The organism is Amycolatopsis sp. NPDC058986 (assembly GCF_042741125.1).
GTDB lineage: Bacteria > Actinomycetota > Actinomycetes > Mycobacteriales > Pseudonocardiaceae > Amycolatopsis.
The window spans coordinates 1-22,772 of the sequence record NZ_JBHYJW010000035.1 but is presented as its reverse complement, the minus strand read 5'-3'; the positions used below and the strand labels follow the sequence as shown (position 1 = coordinate 22,772).

Here is a 22,772-nt window from a genome sequence, read left to right as displayed (position 1 = left end):
ACCTACCGCGGATCGTCCTGCATCGCTTTCCTGGCAGTCGTTTCCCTCACGGCAGCCAGGTAGGTGACGCGGAGAGCGCCGGTGGTGGGTTCGCGGTCGATGAGCACGTTGACGCCGTAGACCGACTCGATCAGCTCGGCGGTCAGCACGGTCCCGGGGGTTCCCGCGTCGACCACCTGTCCGTGATCGAGGATGACGACGTGGTCGCAGTAGCGGGCGGCCAGGTTGAGGTCGTGCAGCGCGACGACGCAGGTGACATCCAGCGTTCCCAGCAGATCGAGGAGTTCGAGCTGGTGCCGGATGTCGAGGTGGTTCGTGGGTTCGTCGAGGAGGATTTCGCGGGGCTCCTGGGCGAGGGCGCGGGCGAGCTGGGTGCGCTGTTTCTCGCCTCCGGAGAGGGTGTGCCAGCTCCGGTGTTGTTTGTCGGCGACGTCGACCCGTTCCAGCGCCGCGTCGACGATCCGCCGGTCGTGGTCGGTCAGTGCGTCGAAGCGTCCCCGGAAAGGTGTGCGGCCGAGTTCCACGACCTGGCGGACGCTGACGTGGTTGTGGGCGGTCACGTCCTGTTCGACGACGGCGAGCCGCCGGGCGAGCGCACGGCGGCCGAGGTCACGCAGGCTGGTGTCGTCATATCGGACGGTTCCGGTGTCCGGGCCGCGCAATCCGGCGAGCAGGCGCAGCAGGGTGGATTTCCCTGAGCCGTTGGGGCCGAGGAGCCCGACGATCTTCCCATCGTGGGCCGCCATCTCGATGTTGTCCAGCAGCCGATGCCCCTTGACCGACCAGGAGAGTTCGGAGGCGGTGATGCGACCCATCAGGACCCCAGCCGCTTCAGGACCAGTGCGAAGGCGGGTGCGCCGAGCAGTGCGGTGATGACGCCCGCGGGCAGTTCGTGTGGCGAGAACGCGGTGCGCGCGAACGTGTCCACCCAGACAAGGAAAATGGCACCGGTGATCGCGGCAAGGGGAAGCAGCGAGCGGTGCATCGGGCTCGCCAGGATGCGGACGACGTGCGGGATCAGCAACCCGATGAACCCGATCGCGCCCGAGGCCGCCACGGCGGCCGCCGTGATGACCGAGGTCAGCACCATCAGCCAGACGCGCGCCGCGGTGACATTGATCCCCAGTGCGGCGGCGGAGTCCCAGCCGAACGTGAAGGCGTCGAGGGCGGGCGCGAAGAACAGGATGGCAAGCACCCCGATCAGGATGATCACGCCGGTGACGGTCACCCCCTCCCACCGGGCGCCCGCGAGGGTGCCGAGCAGCCAGTAGGTGAAGCCGCGGGTGGAGTTCGCGTCCCCGCTGACCATGAGGATGACCGAGGTGACCGCGGCGAAGAACTGGGACACGAGCACGCCGGTGAGCACCACGCGGGAGGGGCTGGCGACGCGGCCCCCGCCGAGCAGGACCAGCAACACGGCGAAGGAGACCAGGCCGCCGAGGAAGGCCCCTGTCGAGAGGGAGATGCTCCCGCCGATGCCCAGCAGGAGGACGGCCACCGCGCCGGTCGAGGCGCCGGAGGACACGCCCAGGAGGTAAGGGTCGGCCAGCGAGTTCCTGGTGACCGCTTGCAGCACCGCGCCGGAGACCGCCAGTGCCGTGCCCACGACGGCGGCCAGCAGCACCCGCGGAAAGCGCGACTCCCAGATCAGGGCGTCCAGCAGCTTCGGCAGTGGCGGAGTGGGGGCGATCCCGCCCAGGCCGACATGCCTCAGGATCGTGGAGACGACGTCAAGGAGACCGATGTTCGCGCTCCCGAGCAGGGACGCCGCGACGACCGACACCAGCAGCCCGGCCGTGGCCACGAAGAAGAGCGCCACGGTCGAGGCGCGCCGCGGGCGCACCGGAGCCGTCTCGCCACCGGTGCCCGGATTCTTGGCGCGCCCGACAGTCCTTTTTGAACTCGTCGTCATGGCAGTAAGCCGTTCATCGGATCTTGTTCAGGCCTTCGACGAGCGCGGGAACCATGTACGCGCTGCCGTAGCCGGGATCCATGTGAGCCCCCGGGACGGTGATGAACCGATCGGCGGCCACCGCACCGAGCTTGCTGGTCAGGGGGTCCTTCTTGAGCAGGTCGATCTTCTCCCGCGCGGTGTCGTTGGGTTCGCCGCGGGTCAGGTCGCCCAGGATGATGACGTCGGGATTCCTTGCGGCGACCGTGTCCCAGCTCACCTCGGCCATCTTGGTCGACAAATCGGCGAAGATGTTCTCGACTCCGACCAGATCGGACACATGCTGCGGCAGACCGCCGGGACCCGCCGCCCACGGAGTGCCACCGTACGTGGAGTAGAACCACATCACCTTCAACGGCTTGTCCCGCTTCTTGACGGCGGCGAGCGCATTGCCGACGACGGCCTGCTGCTCGGCCACCAGCTTCTCCCCCGCGGCCGGCACATCGAGGATCTTGGCCAGCCGGCGGTACTCCTCGTACAGCATCGGGAAACCCGCGCCCGGCACGCTGACGTGCTCGGTGCAGTCGAACTCGGTCACGTAGGTCGGCACGCCCAGGTTGTGCAGCTCCGCGCGATCGCCGGAACGCGCCGCGGTGAGAAAGCTCCCGAACGAGCTGTAAACGAAGTCCGGCTGGGCTTCCAGCAGCTTCTCGTGCTTGATCTCCTGCCCGTGCGCGGACAGGATCGGGATCTTCTTGTACTGCGCGGAGATCTCCTCCGGCGTCGTGAAGATCTCGTACCCCGATCCGGCGATCCGGTCGCCTGCCCCCAGGTGGATGAGGATCTCGGCGGCGGTCTGGTTCAAGGTGACGACTCGCCGCGGCGCGGCCTTGTAGGTCACGTCGGTGCCGCAGTTCTTGATGGTGAACGGGTAGCCCGCCGCCGTTCCCTGTCTGCCCGCGTCGGAAGAACCGGCACCGGCGCAACCCGCGAGCGCGAGCGTCGTTACGGAGAAAAGCACAGTGATAATCGTTTTCGTTTTCACTAACCAGACCTTAGCAGGACGCCTGTGAGTACAGAAGGGACCGCGGTGGAAGCGAATGGATTTCCGCCGGGGCGGGCTGGGCACGTCATCGGTAGTGGACCCGGACGTCGCCACAGCGGTCGAGTCCGACTTCCGCGTCCACGGTGAACACCTCCCGGATGCGCGCGGGCGTCAGCACATCGAGCGGGACACCGGAGGCCGCGACCCTGCCCTGGTCCATCAGCACCAGCCGGTCGCAGAACCGTGCCGCCAGCGCCAGATCGTGCAGAACGATCACCACGGTCTGGTCGGCCGCGGCCAGCAGGCGCAGGAGATCGAGCTGGTGCCGGATGTCGAGGTGGTTCGTGGGTTCGTCGAGCAGGATGGCCGAAGGCTGCTGCGCGAGCGCGCGAGCGATGTGCGTGCGCTGACGCTCCCCGCCGGAGAGGGTTTTCCAGTGCCTGGCACGCAGTTCGGTCAGGCCCATGCGGTCCAGCGCCGCCTCCACCACAGCGTCGTCGCGCTGGTCCCGGCTTCGCCAGTTCGCGCGGAACGGGGTGCGGCCCAGATCCACGACGTCGGCCACGCGAAGGTCGCTCTCGGTCTCCGTGTATTGGTCCACAAAGGCCACACGACGCGCGATGCGCTTGCTGTCCCAGTCCGAGATGTCCGCACCGTCGTACCGGATGGACCCCCGGGCGGGCCTGCGCAGTCCGGCGACACACCGCAGCAGCGAGGACTTGCCGGACCCGTTCGGCCCCACCAGGCCCAGTACTTCGCGGGTGCCGACGCTCAGTGCGACGTCGTCGACAATCCTTTTGCCGGGTACGCCCCAGCTCAGGGATTCCACATCGATTCTCACAGCTCTCCCCGCCTGCGCAGAATGAGAAGGAACAGCGGGACGCCGATCACGGCGGTGATGACGCCGACCGGCGCCTCCCTCGGCGCCAGGGCGACCCGGGCCAGCGCGTCGGTCCACACCAGGAACAGCGCGCCCATGATGGCGGCGAACGGTGTGAGAACCCGGTGCCGGGGGCCGACCATGAACCTGGCGGCGTGCGGAACGATGAGGCCGACGAAGCCGACGGCACCGACCGAGGCGACCGCGACCGAGGTCAGCAGCGCGGTCATGACGAGTGTGCCGATCCGGGTCGCGCGCACGCTGATCCCGAGCGACTCGGCGGTGTCCTCGCCGAACGCGAACGCGTCCAGTGCCTGGGACCGGTTCCAGCAGGCCGCCACTCCGACAGCGCAGGCGATCGCGCAGACGACGACCGAGTCCCAGCGGGCGGAGGTCATCGAGCCCAGCAGCCAGTAGGTGATGGCGCGGGTGGTCTCCGCGTCCGCCGAGGCCATGATGAGCAGTGAGGTCAGCGCGGCGAAGAGCTGGCCGACGACAACGCCGGTCAGCACGATGCGGACCGTCCGCATGCCCCCGCGCAGCAACAGCATCATCAGGCCGAAGGACAGCAACGCGCCCAGCAGCGCCCCGCCGGACAACCCGAGCGCGCTCCCGCCCAGGCCGAGCAGCGTCATGGACACAGCGCCCACCGAGGCACCATTGGACACGCCGAGCAGGTACGGGTCGGCCAGTGCGTTGCCGGTCAGGCCCTGCAACACGGTTCCGGACACGGCCAGCATCGCGCCGATCAGTGCCGCCAGCAGCACCCTGGGGACACGGAGCTGCCAGATCAGCGAGTCGAGCAGCCGAGGCAGCGGCTCCACCGGCAGCCCGAGGCGGGTGCCGACGGCGCGAGCCAGTTCCGACAGGCCGACACCGTTGGCGCCCACGCAGGTGGCGATCCCGACGGACAGCGCCAGCGCGGCCAGGCCGATGACGAACAGCATCCAGGTCGGCATCGCGGTGCGCCGTGTCCCGGCTCCGTCAGTCTTGGGGGGCGGGGCCAGGACACGGTTCTCCGAAGTCGTCAACCCAGCGCCGCCAAACCGTCGTTGATCAGCTTGAGCGCGTGCACGCTGCGCACCGTTGCGTCGAGTTCCGGGCCGGGGACGGTCACGAACCGGCCGGCGCGGACGGCACTCACCTGCGAGAGCACCGAGTTGGCGCGCATCAGCTGGACCTTCTCGTCGGCGGTGTCACCCTGTTCGCCCCGGTCGGGCAAGTTGGCGAGCACGATGATCGACGGGTTGCGGGCGGCGATCTGGTCCCAGCTGACCTCGGGCCAGTTGCTGTCGACGTCGTCGAAGACGTTCGTGACGCCGAGGACGCGGCTCATGTTGGCGGGCATCCCGCTGCCGCCCGCCACATGCGGCGTGCCGTTGTAGACGGAGTACAGGAAGGCCACCGTCGGCTTGGTCCTCCGGGCCGCGCCAGCCTTCTCCGCCTCGGCGATCACCGCGCGCTGCTTGCCGATCAGATCGGCGGCTCGTTCGCGGACGCCGAAGATCGTGCCGAAGTTCTCGTAGTCGCTGAACAGCCGCTCGAACGGGGTTTTGTCCGGCTGGTACTTCGGACAGCCCACCGCGCTCACATAGGACGGTACGCCGAGGGTGGCCAACTCGTCCCGGGTGCCGACCCGTTCACGGGTGAAGCGGCTGGGATACGCACTGGCGACGAAGTCGGGGTCGGCGGCGCGGAGTTGCTCTCCGGTCGGCTCCTTGGGGTTGAGCATCGGGATCGTCGCGTATTCGGCGCGGTACTCCTCCGCCACGGGCCCCGACCGCACGGCGGTCCCCGCGATGTGGTCGCGCAGGCCGAGCGCCAGGAGCGTCTCGGTGGTCTCCTGATCGAGTGCGACGGCGCGCCGCGGCGGCTGATCCACCCGCACCCGCACGCCGCAGTTCTCGACGGCGGTGCCGCCGGCCGTGACGTCCGGTTTCCCCGCGCTACAGCCCGCGGTCACCACCAGGAGGCCGGCCAGGGCGCACAGGCGCAGGCGATGCAACATTGATGACTCCCCAAACAACTGCGAACGATCAACGAACCTGACCCGACGACCGATTTCACCCTTGATAGGTCGCGGTCACATACAACATGGAACCCTCCAGATCCGACGGGTTCAGGTCGATGTTGTCATACATCACGACGTCGCCGAATCCATGCGACGTCAAATAGTACTCCAGCTCCATGGGGAAGAAGAGACGGTAACTCGTCACTTCCTCCTCCGCGGCACCTCCCGGTAGCGACCAGTTCAGGTGCCGGGTAAGGATTTGCCGACGACGGTCGACGGTGAACGAGGCTTCGCCCGTCGCCTTGAAATCCTCTCGCTCAATGGCGAAACTGCTCTTCGCCCCCAGCGCGGACAAGTCACCGACAGGATTGTGCGTACCGAGCACGAGCAGCGCACCGGGATTCGCATGGACCGCGAACGTCTCCATCACCCTCGCGATGTCCGCACACGAGTGCACGTTCTCGATCACCCACCCCAGGCAGGTGATCACATCGAACTTCCGGCCAACCCGGACATCGCGAACGTCGCCCACCTCGAATCGCATGTCCGGGTATTGGTCACGGGCGTAGGCGACCATCCCTTCCAGGTAATCGACGCCGGCGCACTCATAGCCGGCTTCGTTCAGGTAAGCGAGTTTGTAGGCAGTGCCACACCCAAGGTCGAGTACTGAACTCGGCGGCGTTTTCCCGTTCCGGGCCAGCAGCTCGTGAGTCATCCTCGTCAGGCGGATGCCGGTTTCGTCGAACCGATAGATCGAATCGTACAGCTCCGGGCTACGGTAAAGAAATCCGGTGGTGTTCGCGGTTACCGAATCCAAAGTCTGCTCCTTCTTCTGGTGAGGTTCTGGTGCTGCCGGGCCGGAACGCCGCCGTCGGTCAGGAACCCTGCCCGACGAATCCTTCGAGTTGTGAGGCGAGTAGTTCGACGTAGGCGCCGTTGCGAGCGAGGAGTTCCTCGTGGGTTCCGGTTTCGGCGACGCGTCCGTCGGAGATGACGACGATCCGGTCGGCGGTCCGGATGGTGGAGAGCCGGTGGGCGATGACCAGGGTGGTGCGGCCGTGCCGGGCTTCGTCCATCGCCTGGGTGACCGCCTGCTCGCTGGCGGCGTCGAGGTTCGACACCGCCTCGTCCATGACGAGGATCGGCGCGTCCTTCAGCAGGGCCCGCGCGATCGCGATCCGTTGCCGCTGCCCGCCGGACATGAGCGCGCCGAGTTCGCCCGCGACGGTGTCGTATCCGTCCGGCAGCGTCGTGATGAACTCGTGGGCCTGTGCGGCCCGCGCGGCGGCCTCGACCTCGTCGTCGGAGGCATCGGCACGGCCGAGCCGGATGTTGTCGCGCAGGCTGGTATTGAACAGGAAGGTGTCCTGCGGCACCAACGTCATGAGACGGCGGAGATCCTCCTGGGGGAAATCGCGAACGTCGTGTCCGCCCACGGAAACCGAGCCGGCGGTGACGTCCCAGAACCGCAGCAGCAGGTTGGCGCAGGTCGATTTGCCCGCACCGGAGTGGCCCACCAGCGCGACGGTTTCGCCGGGACGGATCTCGAAACCGACATCGCGCACGGCGGGCCGCAAGTCGCTCCGATAGGCGAAGGTCACGGCATCGAAGCGGACATGCGGCACGACCGGGCCCGCCGGCGCCTGGCTGACCAGGTCCGAGACCGGAGCCGGCGCGTCGAGCAGCGTGTTGATGCGGTCGGCCGACGACGCGACAATGGACAACTCGCGCGCGACCTCGGTCACCTTCAGCACTGGCAGCATCGCCATCCCGGCGAGCACGACAGCGACAGGGAAGAGCGAGCGGTCGAGTTCGCCCGCGATGACGAGCCGCGCGCCCAGGACGAGCACCGCGAGGATTCCCAGGAGGGCGATGGTGTCGGTGGCGGTGTACTCGATGCCGCTGCGGCGTCCGTGCCCGGACTTCGCTTTGGCCAGCCGGACGCTCTGCTTGCGCAGCAAGCCGAGCCGCTGGGCGTGTGCGCCGAAGTTCACCAGCTCGCGCAGGCCCTGGAAGGTGTCGGTGCTGTCGGCGCTCATCCGGCCGAGGGAGTCGCGCAGTTCGTGTCCATGTCGTTCGGCCTGACGCCGCAACCATGCCGGGACCGAGGCGATCAGCAGCAGAACCGGAACCAGAACGCAGGCGAGTGACCAGTGGAACCAGCACAGCGCGACCGTGGTGGCCACCGGAACGGTCGACGCGACGGCGAGCGGGCTGAGCGTGTGGGCGAAGAACAGCTCGATCTGCTCCACGTCGGAAACGGCGGCCGAGCCGAGATCGCCGGAACGCCGTTCGAGCATGTAACCGGGCGAGAGCCGTTCGAAGGCGTTGAACACCTTGGCCCTGGTGTCGGCCAGTGCGCGGAAGGCGGCGACGTGGGCGTAGGTGCTGTCGGCGATGTTCAGGACGACCAGCGGCACGATCAGGCAGCCGAGCGCGATCAGCCAGCCGGTGAGCTGGCCCGGCGAGGCGCCCGCGGCCGCCCGTGCCACCACATACGCGCCGATCCCGGACGAGGCGAGCAGGAGCAGCTGGTGCAGCACACCGGCCAGATAGGCCACCGTGATGAGCCCGCGATGCGGGCCCAGCAGGGGCATCAGGCTCCTCAGCCTGGCGACCAGTGACCGGCGTGGCACCGGCGCGCCGCCGTGGCCGTCTTCGACGCCGTGGCCGTGCCCATGTCCGTGGGTGTGGATGTCGAGGGTCGAGGTCATTCCGGCGCTCCAGTCTGGGTCGCGACGAGTTCGGCGTAGAGGCCCTTGCGTGCCACGAGATCCGGGTGACTGCCGAACTCGACGATCCGGCCGGAGTCCATCACCACGATCCGGTCGGCGTCGCGCACCGTGGACAGGCGGTGCGCGATGACGATCGTCGTCCGGCCGCGGGTCAGGTCGCCGAGAGCTTGCGTGATCTCCGCTTCGTTGGCGGCGTCGACGCTCGAGGTCGGCTCGTCGAGGACGAGCACGGGAGCGTCCTTGAGCAGCGCACGGGCGATCGCGATGCGCTGACGCTCGCCACCGGACAGTTTCAGGCCGCGTTCACCGACGACCGTCTCGAAGCCTTGGGGCAGGCGGGCGATGAAGTCCGCCGCCTGTGCGGCGGTCACCGCGCGAGCGATCTCCTCTTCGGTGGCATCGGGTTTCGCGAGCAGCAGGTTCTCCCGGACCGTGCCGTGGAACAGGTACGTGTCCTGCGCCACGACGCCGACCAGTGATCGCAGGTCGGCCAGCGGGAACTCGCGGATGTCACGGCCGTCGACACGGACGGAGCCCGCATCGGCGTCGAAGTACCGCATCAGCAACCCGAGCAACGTACTCTTGCCCGCGCCGGAACGGCCCACGATGGCCACCCGCTCACCCGGCGCGACCACCAGGCCGAACCCGTCCAGCGCCGGTGCGCTCCGGGTCGGGTAACTGAACCGGAGATCGCGGAACTCCAGACCGGGCGGGTTCTGCCGCAGGGCGGGGGCCGCAGCCGCGGTATCCGGCACGTCCGCTTCGAGGCGAAGGATATCGGCGATCGCCTGGCCGGCCGGGATGGCGTGGTACGCCGCGTGGTAGGCCCCCTCCAGCTCCTGCATGGGCCGGAAGGTCTCGCGGGTCAGCATCAGAATCGTGAACAGTCCCGCGACACTCACCACGCCCGTGGCGGCGTGCCAGGAACCCAGTGCCACCGCGGCCGTCGTGCCGATCGGCACCATCAACGCCGCGATACCCGAGGTACCGCACCACGCCACCATCAGGCCGATGGAATCCCGGCAGAACGCGTCACCACGCTCGACCATCTCCCGGCCGCGCCTGCCACTGGCATTGAACGCCTTGAGCGTCCCCATTCCCTGCACCGCGTCCAGGCTCTCGGAGTACATACCCCGGTAGGACACCATCCAGCGGCTGCCCCGTTCCCTGATCGCCTTTTCCCCGAACAACTTGGACAGCGGCGCCAGCAGAGCACACACGAGCACGACGAGGCCCACCACCGGATCGACCGCGATCACGTACACCGAAGCGAGGCAGGACCCCAGCACGGACGCCACCACCGTAGGGACGAACCGCCCCAGCAGCGGGTCGAGCAGTTCCACCGAGTCGACCAGTGTCGACTGCAGATCACCGGTACGCATCCGCTGCGCCTGCCCGGGCCCGATCTCCATCAGCTTCAGCGTCAGCCCTTCGCGCACCGCCTCCTTCACCCGCGCCGATACCCGCGGGGCCCACCAGTCGCGCACCACGACCAGCGCGATCCGAGCCAGCTGCAGCACGCCGATCGCGGCCAGAGATGTCAGCAGACCACCGGCGTCAACCGACGAAAACACCCGGAACAACAAATTCGCGATCAGCAAGCCCTGACCCACATACGTCGCCGTCGCCAGCAACGTCAGCACGACAAGACCGGCTATCCCTGCCCAGGCCCGCGGACGCAAGCTCACGAACAACCTCATTGTCGACCACACGGCCACACCTCCACAAAATATCGCTTACGAACAAATCCACGGACCCCATCGGCTGCGACCGCCGTTCCTCTCGGCGAGCGTTGCAGCCTTAACGTGGAGAGGTTTGTTCGAAACGATAATGTTCATTTCCCGCCACTTGCGGGTGGACAGGTAGAGTAGTGAGTAAACGGGGCTCGTCAGGTGCCTTTCCGATTCCGCCGACCGGCGGGCGCCGCAGCATCGAGGCGATCCTGTCGACGACCTGCGCGTCGAACAAACCGTTGGCCGCCATCCACTCGTCGTTGAACACGGTGTCCAGGTACCGCTCGCCGCCGTCGCACACCAGCACGACGATGGTCGTTTCGGGCCCCACGCTCTGCGCGCGCTCCAAGGCCTTGTAGACCACGCCGCCCGCCGAGCCGCCGATCAGAATGCCGAAGTTCCTTGCCAGGTAACGACAAGTCTCGAAGGCCTCCGCATCGCTGACCTTGCTCCCCTCGTCGATCACGTCGTAGTCGAGAACATCGCAGATTTCCGAGACTTCCGGCGTCCCCGTACCGGACTGGTGGTAAGGCGCCTGTTCCCCGCCGAAGTTGACGGAGCCCACCGGCTCGACACCGATGACCTTCAGGTCCGGGACACGCTCCCGCAGGACTCGGCCGGTGCCGCTGAGCGAACCACCGGTGCCGACCGCCCCGTACAGGTAATGGATGTCCTCGCCCAAGTCGTCGTACAACTCGAGGGCGAGCGGCCGGTAGCCGTTGGGATTCCCCTGATTGCAGTCCTGCGCGGTGAGGTACGCGCCCTGCTCGGCCGCGAACCGGCGAGCCCCGGCGTAGCGTTCGGCCGTGGCCAGCCCTTCCTGGTCTCCGGCGATGTTGTGCAGCTCGGCACCGTAGGCGAGCATCCCGCGCAGCTTGTCGACACTGGAGTGGTTGTCCACCACAGCGGTGAACTTGTAGCCGCGTTCGGCGGCGATGAGCGCCAGGCCGAGCCCGGTGTTGCCGGAGGTGGCCTCGACCAGCCACCCGCCAGGGGCGAGCAGCCCCTGCTCCTCGGCCTCGTCCACCATGTTCCTGGCCATCCGGATCTTGGCGGTGCCGGTGGGGTTGAACTGCTCCAGCTTCAGCAGAACGGTTCCCGCCCCCTCCGCCACCGCCAGCCTGAGCAGCGGCGTCCGCCCGATCAGGTCGGATACTCTGTCCTTGATCATCGCGTTCCCTTCGCGCGGATCTCCGCCAGACATCGCACGAAGACGTCGTTGTCTTCGGGGGTCGACAGTGAGGCTCGGATGAAGTTCTCGTATCCCGGCTCTCGCCACGCCTTGACGATGATTCCGGCGCGGTGCAATTCCTGGGCCACCCAGTCGGAGTGGTGGCTGGTATCGATGAACAGAAAGTTGGCCGAGGACGGCGCCACGCGGAAGCCCTTGCCGCGCAACCGATCCGTGACCCTGGCGAGTTCCAGACCGGTGCGGCGCACCGTTTCCGCCAGGTACGCGTGGTCCCCCAGCGCGGCGATGGCGGCGTCCTGTGCCAGTTGGTTGACGTTGTAGGGAGTGCGGACCCGGTCCAGTGCCTTGACCAGTTCGGCGGCAGAGGCGACACCGAACCCCACCCGGATGCCCGCGAGGCCGTAGGCCTTGGAAAAGGTGCGCAACACGATCCACGGCCGGTCCTGCCCGCGCAGCACCGCGAGCCCGTCGGGGTACGCCGGGTTCGGACGGGCGAACTCGCAGTACGCCTCGTCGAGCACCAGCAGGGCCGACTCCGGGGTGTCGGCCACAACGCGTTCCAGTTCCCCGACATCGAGCATCGCGCCGGTGGGGTTGCACGGGTTGGCGAGGAAAACGAGTTTCGGGCCCGCGGCCAGCGCGTCACCCCAGGCGGCCGCGTCGAACCCGAACTCGGCGGTGACCGGGACCTTCTCGACCCGGGCGCCCATCATGCGCGGGAAGATCTCGTGCAGGCTGAACCCCGGCGCCTGGGTGATCACCAGGTCGCCAGGGTCGAGTACGGCCTGGCACAACAACTCCAGGATGTTCTCCGAACCGTTGCCGAGCACCACGCGCTCGGCAGGCACGGCCAGGCTCTTTCCGATGGCCTCGGCCAGCCGCTTGCCGGTGGGGTCGGGATAGCGGGAGACGCCGCCGGCCAGGCGCAGCCGCACAGCTTCGGCGACCGCGGGCGAGGCACCGAACGGGCTCTCGTTGTTGGAAAGCTTGATAACGCGGGCGGCGCCGCTGAAGGCGGCCACCTCGTCCGGGTCGGCGCCGGGATCGTAGGCGGGCAGGCCCGCCACCTCCCGGCGCACCAAGGACGCTGAAGTCTCCGGTTCGAGGACGTGGTTCACGAGACGATCACCGCGACAGAGGTGAAGGTGCTCACCAGAAGCCGACCCTTTCCCCTCGCCCGGCCGCCAGCGCCAGATCGGCGATGTACCGGCCCAGCGCGGCGTCGGTGACCGCCATACCGCTGTTGTAGGCGAAAACCACGTCGCCGGGATCGCGCCGGGCCTGCGCACGGCCGAGCAGGATGTCCGGCAGTTCGGCGTCCACCGGGGGCAGGCTGCCGTCCGCCGCCCGCAGTTTGCCGCAGGTGACGTGCATCTGGGTGGTGTTGGTGGCGATCCGGTAGTCCGCGCCGTGGAACACGTCGTGCACGCCGTAGCCGAGCAGCACGGAGATCGATCCCGGTTTCACCCACTCGCGCTGGACCACCTCCGTCACGGACAGACCGGAGGCGCCGATCAGGATGTCCGCTTCGCCCGCGGCTTTCCGGAGGTCGTCCACGATCTCGACCTCGCGGCCTCCGGCACTCTCCTGAACAGCGCGCAAACCATCGGGATAGGTGCCGAACACCTGCAGCCGCTCCAAATCCGGAAGCGCGGCGAGCAGCATCGGCAATGCCATCTGCCCCTGGACGCCGGTGCCGACGACCAGCGCGCTGCGGGCGTCGGGACAGGCCGCGCGAGCGAACAACGCGCTGGTGGCCGAGGACCGCAGCGGCCCGAGCTTCACCACGTCCATCAGCGCGATCGGCGCCCCGGTGGTGTCGTCGGCGATGAAGATGAACGAATGAAACCGGTAACTGTCCCGGCGGCGGCTTGGATCGAACTCGTAGACGGCTTTGAAGCACACGGTGTCGCTGGCGGCGTCCCTGGCCACCATCGAATAGCTCAGCGAGTGATCGTCCGGGTCCTCGATGACCGTCTTCACCGGGCTGTCCGACCCGTTTTCGCGCACTGCGCGGTAGGCCCGCTCCACGACTTCGAGCACCTGCCGGTAGTCGAAGTCCAGGCCTTCTTGCTGCGACTGCGGCAACAACCACAGCTGCCCAGACGCGGCGTAGCTCTGTGACATTCGAGACTTCTCCTTTGTTCTGAGCGGGTTCAGATGCCATCCAGTCGCCAACGGGGCGATGCGCCGCCGTCGCCGAGCCGGATAACCGCTTTCAACGGCAGCGCGGTGTCATGGAACCGTGATTCGAGGAAGTCCATGTGATAGCCGGCGGTGTTGAAATAGACCAGGTGGTCGCCGGGCCGCACGGGCCGGGGGAACCCGATCTTCCGCCAGGTCACCATGTCGTTTTCCAGACAGGTCGAACCCGCGACGCAGGCCGGGAACACCTCGTCGGCGGCGGGCTCGGCGGAGATCAGCAGAGGATCCGGGAGGTAGTCGGTGTTGAACCACGGTTCGCTCAGACTGAGGCTGTTGCCCGCGACGGTGACGATCGCGTACCCGTCGGTGTCCCGCCGGTCCTCGACCTGCTGCACGCGGTACACGGTGAATCCGGCCTGGTCCAACAGCGACCGGCCGGGCTCGACGAGGAAACGGATGCCGTTGCGAGCCGCCTTCGCCGACAAGCTCTCGTCACCGTCCACCGGGTGACTCATGATCATGCGCGCCGCCTCGGCGGGAGAGTGCCCTCCGTACGGGTAGAAGGAGAAACCCCTGGAGGCCTTGGTCCCGTGGTAGTGGGCAGGCTCGTTCTGCCGGAGGAATTCGTCCCAGAGTCCCGGATCGACATAGCGCATCGGTAACCCGCCGCCGATGTCGACCAGTTCGGCCGACCGCGCACCCCGCCGCCGGGCGTCGAGGCAGTGCTCGATCATCTCGTTCGCCGCCATCGCGCGCTCCCCGGGAGAGTAACCGTTCAAATGAAACGAGAATCCCTGGAATCGAACGTGGCCCGCGAGTTCCATACACAGGCCGACGGCCGCGTCGCGTTCGGCGGCGGCCATGCCGAAGCGGCTGCCCGGTTGACCGGACGTCCGGGATCGCAGCAGCACGCGGACCCGCCGGTCCGCGAGCCGCGCTGTCGCGGCCAACCTGCGAAGCTCGCTGATCGAGTCGATCGCGACCAGACAGTTGTGCTGGACGGCGAGAGCATGCAGGGTGTCGTCCTTCTCCGGGCCGGAAATACCGATCCGATGTCCGGGCACCCCGCCTGCCAGAGCCTTGACCAGTTCGGCACTGCTGGCGACGTCGATTCCGGCACCGAGAGCGGCAGCCGAGGAGACGTAGCAGTCGGCCTTGTTCGCCTTCTTGGCGAACAAGATGTCGACGTCGGCGCCCGACTCGATGAACGCCTGCCGGAGGCCGGTGACGTTCTCCTCGAAGACTTCCGGCAGCACGACATGCAGTGGTGACCCCAGGCCGTCCAGCAGGTCGGCCAGCAGGGCTCGGTGATCCTCCAGGAGCGTGGTGACGGCGGGATGCCGAAGGGCGGTGAGCGGGAACGGCTGGACTCCGGTCAGCAGAGACCCTTGTCCTTGTCGCGGCATGAGCACCCCATCCTTATACATGGAAACGATAATCATTTGCAACAGCTGAGTGAGGCTGACGACACCCACGCGCGCCGGCGCCCAACGCAGCGCAGTGGAGCCGGGTTTGCCGTGTCGATGTCAGACAGCGGTTCGAGTGAGACGTCGCACCCCGGATTGCAAGTCGGTCAGAACATTGTTCACACCGAATCCGCCAGCGCCCTCTCCTGGACAGCAGGCCTGTCCGGCAGGGAGGCAAACACGGGTAACCGGTCAACATTCCCCTTCGGAAGCGATGCGCCTACCGCGAAAACCATGGCTCCCCTTGGTACTTGTCAACCATTTGTCACATTCACATATTGCCGACTCGTCATATTTCGGCACTAACCGCACCATGAGGATTACCTGGACCAGCAAGTCGACGACTTTCCAGAAGTCGAAAACACTCCGTCCGCAGCAGGTTCACCGCAGGTCGCATCCGCGAAAGCGTTACACCCCAACGATTGTCTGCTTCAGGAACCGCTCGGCGTTCGCTGGCATCTCTTCGGCGACAGCACGTCGCACTAATCGGCCGGCTGAGGCTTCTTGGTGAACCCGCGAGTGGTCGGCACCAGGCAGGCCACCACCGGCACCACGAAGCAGCTCACCGCGCACACGGCGAGCACCGGGGTGGCGCCGTAGGTCTCGATCGCCGGGGCGATCAGGGCGAGGCCGGCCGGTGCCAGACCGTAGGACAGCAGGAAGTCCAACGACGACACCCGGGCCAGCTTGTCCGGCGCCACCTCGCGCTGCGTCGCGGTGAACCACGGCACGTTGAACAACTCGACGCCGAGCCCGGCGATCACGTACGCCGCCACGACCATCGCGGGGTGCACCGGCACCAGCAGGGACAGCGGCGCGAACCCGTAGCAGGCAAGGCTCACGAGCGCGGCCCACCCCTGAGCGCGCGGCCGCCAGCGCGCGATGAGCACCGCGCCGAGCAGCGCGCCGATCGCGTACGCGGTGGTGGCCGCGGCGAGCACCACCTCGGTGCCGTACCGGTCACGGCTCACCATCGGCAGCACCACCATGCTCGCCGAGTATCCGAACGCCAGCATCGAGGTGAGCGCGACCAGACCGGCGATGAACCACGGGTGCCGGCGTGCCTCCCGCACCCCCTCGGTGAACTCGGCGAGGAATCCGGCACGGGCGGGCGCCGGCGCCGGGCCGGGCGCTTTCCCTCGCGGCGGAACCACTGCGGCGATCAGCCACAGTGCGGCCACGCCGAACAGCAGCACGCGCACCGGCAGGAACGCGCCGAGCAGCGTGGTCAGCCCGGGCGCCACCAGCGTGGTCACCCGGACCGCCAGCGACGTCGCCGCGTTGGCCTGCTGGCGGCGCCCCTCGTCCACCACCTCGGCGGTCAGCGCCTGGAACGCCGGCCGGCACGCGCCCTGGCCGGCGCCGGACACGACGGCCGCGATCGCCATCAGCACCACCGACCGGCCGAGGCCGAAGGCGATCACCGGTGTGGCGGCCGTCGCCATCAGACCGGACCACAACACCACCCCGCGCCGCGAATACCGGTCGGCCAGCACGCCGGCGACGGGGACGGCGGCGATGAACCCGGCCGTGCGCGTGGCCAGCACGACGCCGAGCCCGACCGGACCGAGGTCGCCGTGCAGCACGGCGAGCCCGAGCACGAACGGCAAGGCCCAGGTCGCGAGCCCGGAGGCGGTGGTGCCGGTCCACAGCCGGACGAACCCGCCATCCCGCAGGATGGAGCGTGCGGAGGCGGGTGAGACGGTGACCGGCACGGCATTCCTCCCGAACTGATAACGAAAACCATTGTCATCATAGGCGACGGACCGGCCAGGTGGCCCTTGGAGGTCCCGTTTTCCGTTCGCGCCGGCGTCGCCGTGGTTCTCGTCCCGCTCGCCGCCGGGGGCGGAGATCACCGCCGTCCCGGTCTCCGGCGAGCCCGCCGAAGTCGCCTTGACACGCGCCGACACCGCCCTTGGGGTATCCGGCACCCTGGACAACCCGGCGTTCCCGCTGTAAGGCATCCCCATCGGGCGCTCGGTGAAATGCGGGCGCCAACGCGAAACTCCAGTCCGGCTTGGCGTGAAACGACGTCACTGAAACAGGTGAAGATTATTCCGCCCCACAAGCTTTCGTCGTGACCGGCCTGCGAGGTCAAGGTGGACTTCTGGATATGGTTTCGGTCCGCCGGCCGAGGGGTGAGCAGCCAAGGGACCGGATGACCGGGACGATTTCATGAGAATTTCATCGGCCGGGATCACCCTTGTGCGGCACGTCCACGGATTGCTCACCACGAGCAGAAAGCGAAGGGGAATCATGCATTTCAGGCGAAGGTGGCGCGCCGCGACGGCTGCGCTGATGCTCTGTGGTCTGCTCGCCACATCAGGAACCGCCACCGCGAACGCCGCCCCGGCCCGCGCGGCGAACGCGTGCGGACCGGTCATGTTCGTGGTTCCGGGTTACCGGGACGGGGGCCACGAGATGCTGGACCACGCCCCCGCGGGCGTGAATCCGGTCCGCATCCCGTACCCCAACAGGGATACCGACATCAACCTTTACGCCGACGTCGACGCCGGCGTCGCGAACCTGCGCACCGCTCTGCACGACCTCTACGTGAAGTTCAACTGTGACCTCGGCACGAAGGTGTACATCGCCGGGTTCAGCCTCGGCGCGCTCGTCGCGGGTACCGTGCTGGAGACCGAGCCGCCCGGGCGGAACATGCAGGGCATCCTGTTCTCGGACGGCCGTCGTCAGTCGCAGGAGTCCAACTGGCCCGGTGACCCGGGCGGCCTCATCGGGCACATCCCGGTTCCCGGCCCCGGCGGATCCGGTCTCCGACCGCTCGACGGCTTCAAATACCCGACGCTCAGCCTGTGCAACGGTCCTCGTTCGGCCGGCGGCGCCGACGGTATCTGCTTCATGAGCACCATCACCGACCTCAACGGCTACTTCACTTCGCACCCCTTCTACACCTTCGACGTCGCCAACGAACTGCGTATCCATGGCGAAGGCCCCTACCCGAGCAACCTGCGCAACCGCGTAATCCCCTGACAGACAGGTTTCTCCGAACAGCCGGTGTCGTGCCGCAAAGGGTGGGCACGACACCGGCCCGTGCCACGCTTTCCCTTCGGGCCACGCCCGCCGTCTGTCTACAGTGGACGTAACGCGCCTCGGCTGCCCCACATTCTGTTGAGAGCTGCTGATGCCGAATGCACACTGGCCCGCTACGCCGCGCTCGGTTCGGCGCGCTGGGGCCGGTCGGCGAGCTTCAGCCAGATGACGCCGGCGATGATCACGGTCAGCCACAAGGCCTTCGCCGGGGTGAGGCTCTCGTCGAAGAACACCGGCCCCAGTACGGCCGCTCCCACGGCACCGATGCCGGCCCAGACGGCATAGCCGATGCCGACGTCGATGGTACGGAGTGCGACGCTGAGAGCGAACAGCGTCAGCAGGAAGAAGACGACGGCGACGAGAGACCACGGCACCACCGTGAAGCCGTGACTGCCGCCGACGGAAAGTGCGTAGCCCACCTCGAAGACGCCGGCGAGCAGGAGGACGAGCCATGCTCGCGCACGGGTGCCGGTGCGGGTCGTGGAGTTGTTCATGTCTGCTTCCTTTTCGTGGTGATGTCGTTGGCCTGTCCGGACTGCCGCGGGGTTCAGGCCGCTCCACTGAGCTGGAGGCCGATGACCCCGGCGATGACGACGGCGATGCCCAGCAGCTTGCGCCAGCCGAGGCGCTGGCCGAAGAGGAGCGCGCCGAGGACGACGATCCCGACGCCGGCGATGGAGGTCCAGATGGCGTAGCCGGCACCGACCTGGAAGGTGAGCAGCGCGAGGCTGAGGAAGTAGGTGGCGACGCCACCGCTGACCAGCGTCGCCACGGTCCAGACGGGGCGGGTGAAGCCTTGGGCCTTGCCGGCGGCGACGGCTACGGTGATCTCGAAGATGACGGCGATGCCGAGGTAGAGCCAGTGCATGATGGTCCTCTGATCGATTCGCCAGGGCACCCCCGGTGGGCGCCGGCCTGTCGATCGTGGAACCTGACACCGGTGTCAAGTGCAAGAACGGGAGCCCGCGAGACAGGAGCAGGAGGACTTCATGCGGATCGGTGAGCTGGCGGAGGCCAGTGGTGTCAGCACCCGCTCGCTGCGGTACTACGAGCAGCAGGGGCTGATCAGGTCCCAGCGCACCGTCGGCGGGTGGCGGGACTTCGACACCGCGATGATCGAGCGCGTCGTGATGATCCAGCACCTCTTCGCCGCCGGCCTGGGCAGCGGCACCATCAACGAGCTGCTGCCGTGTCTGGAGGCGCCGCCCGAGGAACGCACGGGAGTCATGGAGCGGCTGCTCGCCCAGGAGGTCGACCGTCTGGAGGCCAAGCGCCGCGACATCGAGCGCGAGCTGGAAACCCTGCGGGCACTACGAAGCGACGTCGCTCTTCCGGACGCGCGCGTCCGAAACCCATGACCGCCGCGATGAGGTTTCCCTAGGAGACGGCTTCTCAGCGATGTGGCCTCTCCGCATCGCCGGACGCTATACGGTGTGCGCATGTACGTGACGCCGCCCATGCGGAACGACCCACGCCCGGCCGGAGGACCACCCTGGTGGCTGGTCATCGGACCCGGGCTCGCCGCGCTCATCGGCCTGTTCCTGCTCACCGTGATCTACCGCTTCGACGGCGTTTCGGCGCTGCAGGCCGATCTGGGGATGTCCAGTCAGTCGCTGCTCCTGATCGGCCTCGTCGCTTACCTCGTCGCGGCCGTGCTCGCCTTCCCCGCGGGTCTGCTGCTCGGCGCGCGCTTCCCGACCTCGGTGACCGTGCCCGCGATCTGCCTGATGCTCCTCGGCGTACTGCTGGTCGCCTTCGTCCCGGACAGCGGACTGCTCCTGGTCGGGCGGGTGCTCAACGGACTCGGCGCGGGTGCGGCCCTCGGCGTGACCGCCGCGCTGATCCGGCGGCTCCGCACCGGTCGCGCCGCCGCGGCCGGGGTGACAGCGGGCCTCGGTGTTCTCGCCCTGGTGATCGCGCCGTTCCTCGGCGGACTGATCTCCGACGCCCTCAGCTTCCGCATCGTGTACCTGATAGCCGCGCTGTTCGTGTTCGTCGCGCTCGTCGCCGCCGCGGTCACCGGCATCGTCACGCTGATGTCGGCGAAGCCACCGGCCCCGCCGATGCCCCACGGTGTGCCGTACCCGCCGCAGGGTCCGCCGCCCGCCTGACGCGACAGCGGACCGCGGCCCGGTGGTCAGCAGTGCTTGGTGAACGCGTGGGAACGTCCCCGGTCGTTGGCTGCCTTGTCGGTGGAGACCTTCTGGCCGGGGGCAAGGCAGATGGTGACGTGACCGGTGCGGTTCTCCCCGTCGAACACCTTGACGTGGTCTGCCACACCCGGCTTGGAGTCCGCGTGGTTGACCCAGGAGGAATCGTTCCTGGCGAGGCCGTCCTCCCACTCGGGGTCGTCTCCCCGGAACACGAACCGGTGCCCGGTGAAGTTGGCGTTCGTCCACACACAGAAGGCGCCGATGGGACACTCCGCGGTTGTCGCGGCTCCGGCCGTTCCCGTGAGTACTGATGCGCCGACGAGTGCGAGAACCGCTGCGGAGGCCGTGGCTTGTCTCGGAGTCATTCGCCGTTTCCTTTCGTGTCCGCGGTCACGACCGCGCCAGGGGAAGCTCTTCTGAGGATCGAGGCCCCACGCCAAGGCTGCTCGACTCGACCCGTGCCCGACAGCGGAAACGGGCGGCTTCACCGGCCCGTGGGTCACCTGATCGCGATCGGCTCGGAACGGCTGACCGTCAGGGGCGAATCGGGTGCCCGGGGACCGCGGGGTTCGCTACGTTCGGGTCATGGTGACCACGAAGGACATCGAATACATCGTCGGCGAAGTCACGATGGTGGGACGGCTCGCACTGCCCGACGGCACGGACCAACGGCCCGCTGTCCTGATCGCGCACGAGGGCAACGGCCTCAGCGATCGCCAGCGGGCGAACGCCGAGCGGCTGGCCGAACTCGGCTACGTCGCGTTCGCGCTGGACTACTACGGCGGCGGACGGCTCCTCACCGACCGGGACGAAATGCTCCGGCACTTCACCGAAATCCAGAGCGATCAGGCGCTGACCCGGGCGCGCGGCGCGGCCGGGCTCGACGTGCTCCTGGCCGAACCGCGGACGGATCCGGCGAAGGTCGCGGCGATCGGCTACTGCTTCGGCGGCGCGGTGGCGCTGGAACTCGCCCGGGCCGGCAAGGACCTGAAAGCCGTCGTCGGCTTCCACGCCAGCCTGAGCACACCGACGCCAGGGGATGCCGCGAACATCACCGGAAGCGTGCTGATCTGCATGGGGGCGGACGACCCGATCATCCCGCTCGACCAGCGCGTCGCGTTCGAGGAGGAGATGCGAGCGGGCCGGGTGGACTGGCGCATGAATCTCTACGGCGGTGCCCAGCACAGCTTCACGAACCCGGACGCCGATCCGGCCAACGCGCCGATGCCGGGAATCGTCTACCACGAAGCGTCGGCGAAACGATCCTGGCGAGCGATGCTCGACCTCTTCGACGAAGTCCTCGCCTGAGCGCGAACCGGTCGCCCGCTTCCCCGCCGGGCACGCCGGGGAAGCGGGTACCGAGGATGTTTCGCTCGGCGACCGAGGATGTTCTTCCCCTACCGGGTTTGACTAATAGGTATTCGCCGACGCGTCGTTTCATGCGCCGAAATGCCTATTCGGGCGTTTTCGCCGGTGTCGTCAAATTGATCACCGACTTTAGTCGCTGGTGGTCAGTGCTTGCCGAACCGACAGTTTCCTCGTCACATCAGCGCCTCACCTGGCGAAGAGGAGCAACTCGTGTCGACCCGGAAATCCCTCACCCTGCTGGCCGCGGTGTCCACCGCCGCCCTGATCGGCGGTGTCTGCGCACAACCGGCAGCCGCGCATCCGACGAACCTCGCCCAGCCGCAGCAGACATCGGTCCGTCACGCCTCGCAGGTCGCGCAGACCTTGGGCACGGCCTCCGGCGGTTACTACCTCGAGCACGGCAAGGCGGTGATCAACGTCCTCGACGACGCCTCCGCGCACAGAGTCGAGGCGGCAGGGCTGACGGCCAAGAAGGTCAAGCACAGTTTCGCGGCGTTGACCGGCGTCAAGAACTCGCTCGACCGGATCCGCGGCGTCCCGCAGACCGCCTGGGGTATCGACACCCGTGCCAACCAGGTCGTCGTCACGATCTACTCCGCGGCGTCACAGTCCACTTCGGACACTGTGCGCGCGGCGGCGGCCCAGTACGGCGACAGCGTCCGCGTCGAGCACAGGACCGGCAAGCTCGAGCTGTACATCGCCGGTGGCGACGCGATCCAGAACGGCACGAACCGCTGCTCGCTCGGCTTCAACGTCACCCGGGGCGGCTCGCCCTATCTGCTCACCGCCGGGCACTGCACCAACCTCGGCGGCACCTGGAGCGGCGGCGACGTCTCCGGCGCCCAGATCGTGGAAAGCGACTGCCCCGGGGCCGACTCCGGACTGCTGACCCGCCCCAACGGCACCGGCCCCGGCGAGGTCAACACCGGTCAGCCCATCACCAGCGCCGGGGAGCCGACCGTCGGCGAGCAAATGCAGAAACAGGGGTCGACCACCGGCGGTGGCAGCGGCGAGGTCACCTCGGTCGACCAGTCGGTGAACTTCGACGTCGGCGTGCTCAACCACGAGTTCGGCACCACCGCGCACACCGACCACGGTGACT

General features: G+C 67.9%; 22 protein-coding genes. 5 read left to right on the top strand and 17 right to left on the bottom strand.

Translation table 11 applies throughout. The features are described from left to right. Nucleotides 1-2: 2 nt before the first annotated feature. From ACFW0G_RS27695 to ACFW0G_RS27630, 14 genes are all read right to left on the bottom strand, one after another. Nucleotides 3-815, bottom strand: coding sequence for an ABC transporter ATP-binding protein (locus tag ACFW0G_RS27695; RefSeq protein WP_378328332.1), 813 nt, complete (start codon nucleotides 813-815; stop codon nucleotides 3-5). Then, on the bottom strand, nucleotides 815-1,912 hold the full coding sequence (locus ACFW0G_RS27690; RefSeq protein ID WP_378328331.1) for a FecCD family ABC transporter permease: 1,098 nt from the start codon (nucleotides 1,910-1,912) through the stop codon (nucleotides 815-817). The genes ACFW0G_RS27695 and ACFW0G_RS27690 overlap by 1 nt, the downstream gene beginning before the upstream one ends. Nucleotides 1,913-1,925: 13 nt before the next feature. After that, complete coding sequence (locus ACFW0G_RS27685; protein WP_378328330.1) at nucleotides 1,926-2,912, bottom strand: ABC transporter substrate-binding protein; 987 nt, start codon at nucleotides 2,910-2,912, stop codon at nucleotides 1,926-1,928. A 109-nt stretch (nucleotides 2,913-3,021) separates the two neighbouring features. Then, nucleotides 3,022-3,777: an ABC transporter ATP-binding protein gene (locus ACFW0G_RS27680; RefSeq protein ID WP_378328329.1), complete on the bottom strand. Its 756-nt coding sequence runs from the start codon at nucleotides 3,775-3,777 to the stop codon at nucleotides 3,022-3,024. Then, nucleotides 3,774-4,775, bottom strand: a complete 1,002-nt coding sequence (locus ACFW0G_RS27675) for a FecCD family ABC transporter permease (RefSeq protein WP_378328328.1) — start codon at nucleotides 4,773-4,775, stop codon at nucleotides 3,774-3,776. The genes ACFW0G_RS27680 and ACFW0G_RS27675 overlap by 4 nt, the downstream gene beginning before the upstream one ends. A gap of 68 nt (nucleotides 4,776-4,843) precedes the next feature. Continuing rightward, nucleotides 4,844-5,824 (bottom strand): ABC transporter substrate-binding protein, encoded by a 981-nt coding sequence (locus ACFW0G_RS27670; protein ID WP_378328327.1) that lies wholly within the window; start codon nucleotides 5,822-5,824, stop codon nucleotides 4,844-4,846. A gap of 55 nt (nucleotides 5,825-5,879) precedes the next feature. Next, nucleotides 5,880-6,644 carry a class I SAM-dependent methyltransferase gene (locus ACFW0G_RS27665; RefSeq protein WP_378328326.1) on the bottom strand — a complete coding sequence of 255 codons (765 nt, stop codon included), beginning with the start codon at nucleotides 6,642-6,644 and terminating at the stop codon, nucleotides 5,880-5,882. 58 nt (nucleotides 6,645-6,702) lie between these two features. Next, complete coding sequence (locus ACFW0G_RS27660) at nucleotides 6,703-8,541, bottom strand: ABC transporter ATP-binding protein (protein WP_378328325.1); 1,839 nt, start codon at nucleotides 8,539-8,541, stop codon at nucleotides 6,703-6,705. Further along, entirely contained in the window at nucleotides 8,538-10,250 is a 1,713-nt protein-coding gene (locus tag ACFW0G_RS27655; protein ID WP_378328324.1) for an ABC transporter ATP-binding protein, read from the bottom strand. Before ACFW0G_RS27655 ends, ACFW0G_RS27660 begins: the two co-directional genes overlap by 4 nt. 112 nt (nucleotides 10,251-10,362) lie before the next feature. After that, on the bottom strand, nucleotides 10,363-11,466 hold the full coding sequence (locus ACFW0G_RS27650; RefSeq protein ID WP_378328323.1) for a PLP-dependent cysteine synthase family protein: 1,104 nt from the start codon (nucleotides 11,464-11,466) through the stop codon (nucleotides 10,363-10,365). Beyond that, on the bottom strand, nucleotides 11,463-12,605 hold the full coding sequence (gene hisC / locus ACFW0G_RS27645) for a histidinol-phosphate transaminase (RefSeq protein ID WP_378328322.1): 1,143 nt from the start codon (nucleotides 12,603-12,605) through the stop codon (nucleotides 11,463-11,465). The genes ACFW0G_RS27650 and hisC overlap by 4 nt, the downstream gene beginning before the upstream one ends. 31 nt (nucleotides 12,606-12,636) lie before the next feature. After that, a complete protein-coding gene (locus ACFW0G_RS27640) occupies nucleotides 12,637-13,614 on the bottom strand; it encodes an ornithine cyclodeaminase (RefSeq protein WP_378328321.1) in 978 nt (325 codons plus the stop codon). A 29-nt stretch (nucleotides 13,615-13,643) separates the two neighbouring features. Then, on the bottom strand, nucleotides 13,644-15,038 hold the full coding sequence (locus ACFW0G_RS27635; protein WP_378328320.1) for an alanine racemase: 1,395 nt from the start codon (nucleotides 15,036-15,038) through the stop codon (nucleotides 13,644-13,646). A 542-nt stretch (nucleotides 15,039-15,580) separates the two neighbouring features. After that, entirely contained in the window at nucleotides 15,581-16,774 is a 1,194-nt protein-coding gene (locus tag ACFW0G_RS27630) for an MFS transporter (RefSeq protein WP_378328406.1), read from the bottom strand. 580 nt (nucleotides 16,775-17,354) lie between these two features. On the opposite strand from ACFW0G_RS27630, the gene ACFW0G_RS27625 reads away from it, so the two are divergent. Beyond that, complete coding sequence (locus tag ACFW0G_RS27625) at nucleotides 17,355-18,089, top strand: hypothetical protein (protein ID WP_378328319.1); 735 nt, start codon at nucleotides 17,355-17,357, stop codon at nucleotides 18,087-18,089. Nucleotides 18,090-18,262: 173 nt separating this feature from the next. On the opposite strand, the gene ACFW0G_RS27620 is transcribed toward ACFW0G_RS27625, so the two are convergent. Beyond that, the gene (locus ACFW0G_RS27620) at nucleotides 18,263-18,643 is read right to left on the bottom strand and encodes a DMT family transporter (RefSeq protein WP_378328318.1); all 381 of its coding nucleotides are present in this window, start codon (nucleotides 18,641-18,643) and stop codon (nucleotides 18,263-18,265) included. Between the two features lie 53 nt (nucleotides 18,644-18,696). Then, nucleotides 18,697-19,017: a DMT family transporter gene (locus ACFW0G_RS27615; RefSeq protein ID WP_378328317.1), complete on the bottom strand. Its 321-nt coding sequence runs from the start codon at nucleotides 19,015-19,017 to the stop codon at nucleotides 18,697-18,699. A 121-nt stretch (nucleotides 19,018-19,138) separates the two neighbouring features. Here ACFW0G_RS27615 and ACFW0G_RS27610 point away from each other — a divergent pair, with 121 nt between their 5' ends. Both ACFW0G_RS27610 and ACFW0G_RS27605 read left to right on the top strand, forming a co-directional pair. Further along, nucleotides 19,139-19,507 carry a MerR family transcriptional regulator gene (locus ACFW0G_RS27610; protein ID WP_378328316.1) on the top strand — a complete coding sequence of 123 codons (369 nt, stop codon included), beginning with the start codon at nucleotides 19,139-19,141 and terminating at the stop codon, nucleotides 19,505-19,507. Between the two features lie 81 nt (nucleotides 19,508-19,588). Continuing rightward, entirely contained in the window at nucleotides 19,589-20,260 is a 672-nt protein-coding gene (locus tag ACFW0G_RS27605; RefSeq protein WP_378328315.1) for an MFS transporter, read from the top strand. A gap of 26 nt (nucleotides 20,261-20,286) precedes the next feature. Here ACFW0G_RS27605 and ACFW0G_RS27600 read toward each other — a convergent pair whose 3' ends face one another. After that, nucleotides 20,287-20,667: a peptidase inhibitor family I36 protein gene (locus tag ACFW0G_RS27600; protein ID WP_378328314.1), complete on the bottom strand. Its 381-nt coding sequence runs from the start codon at nucleotides 20,665-20,667 to the stop codon at nucleotides 20,287-20,289. 220 nt (nucleotides 20,668-20,887) lie between these two features. On the opposite strand from ACFW0G_RS27600, the gene ACFW0G_RS27595 reads away from it, so the two are divergent. Both ACFW0G_RS27595 and ACFW0G_RS27590 read left to right on the top strand, forming a co-directional pair. Then, nucleotides 20,888-21,610 (top strand): dienelactone hydrolase family protein, encoded by a 723-nt coding sequence (locus ACFW0G_RS27595; protein ID WP_378328313.1) that lies wholly within the window; start codon nucleotides 20,888-20,890, stop codon nucleotides 21,608-21,610. Between the two features lie 270 nt (nucleotides 21,611-21,880). Further along, nucleotides 21,881-22,772 (top strand): S1 family peptidase (locus ACFW0G_RS27590; protein WP_378328312.1); only part of this gene is annotated, 892 nt, incomplete at its 3' end.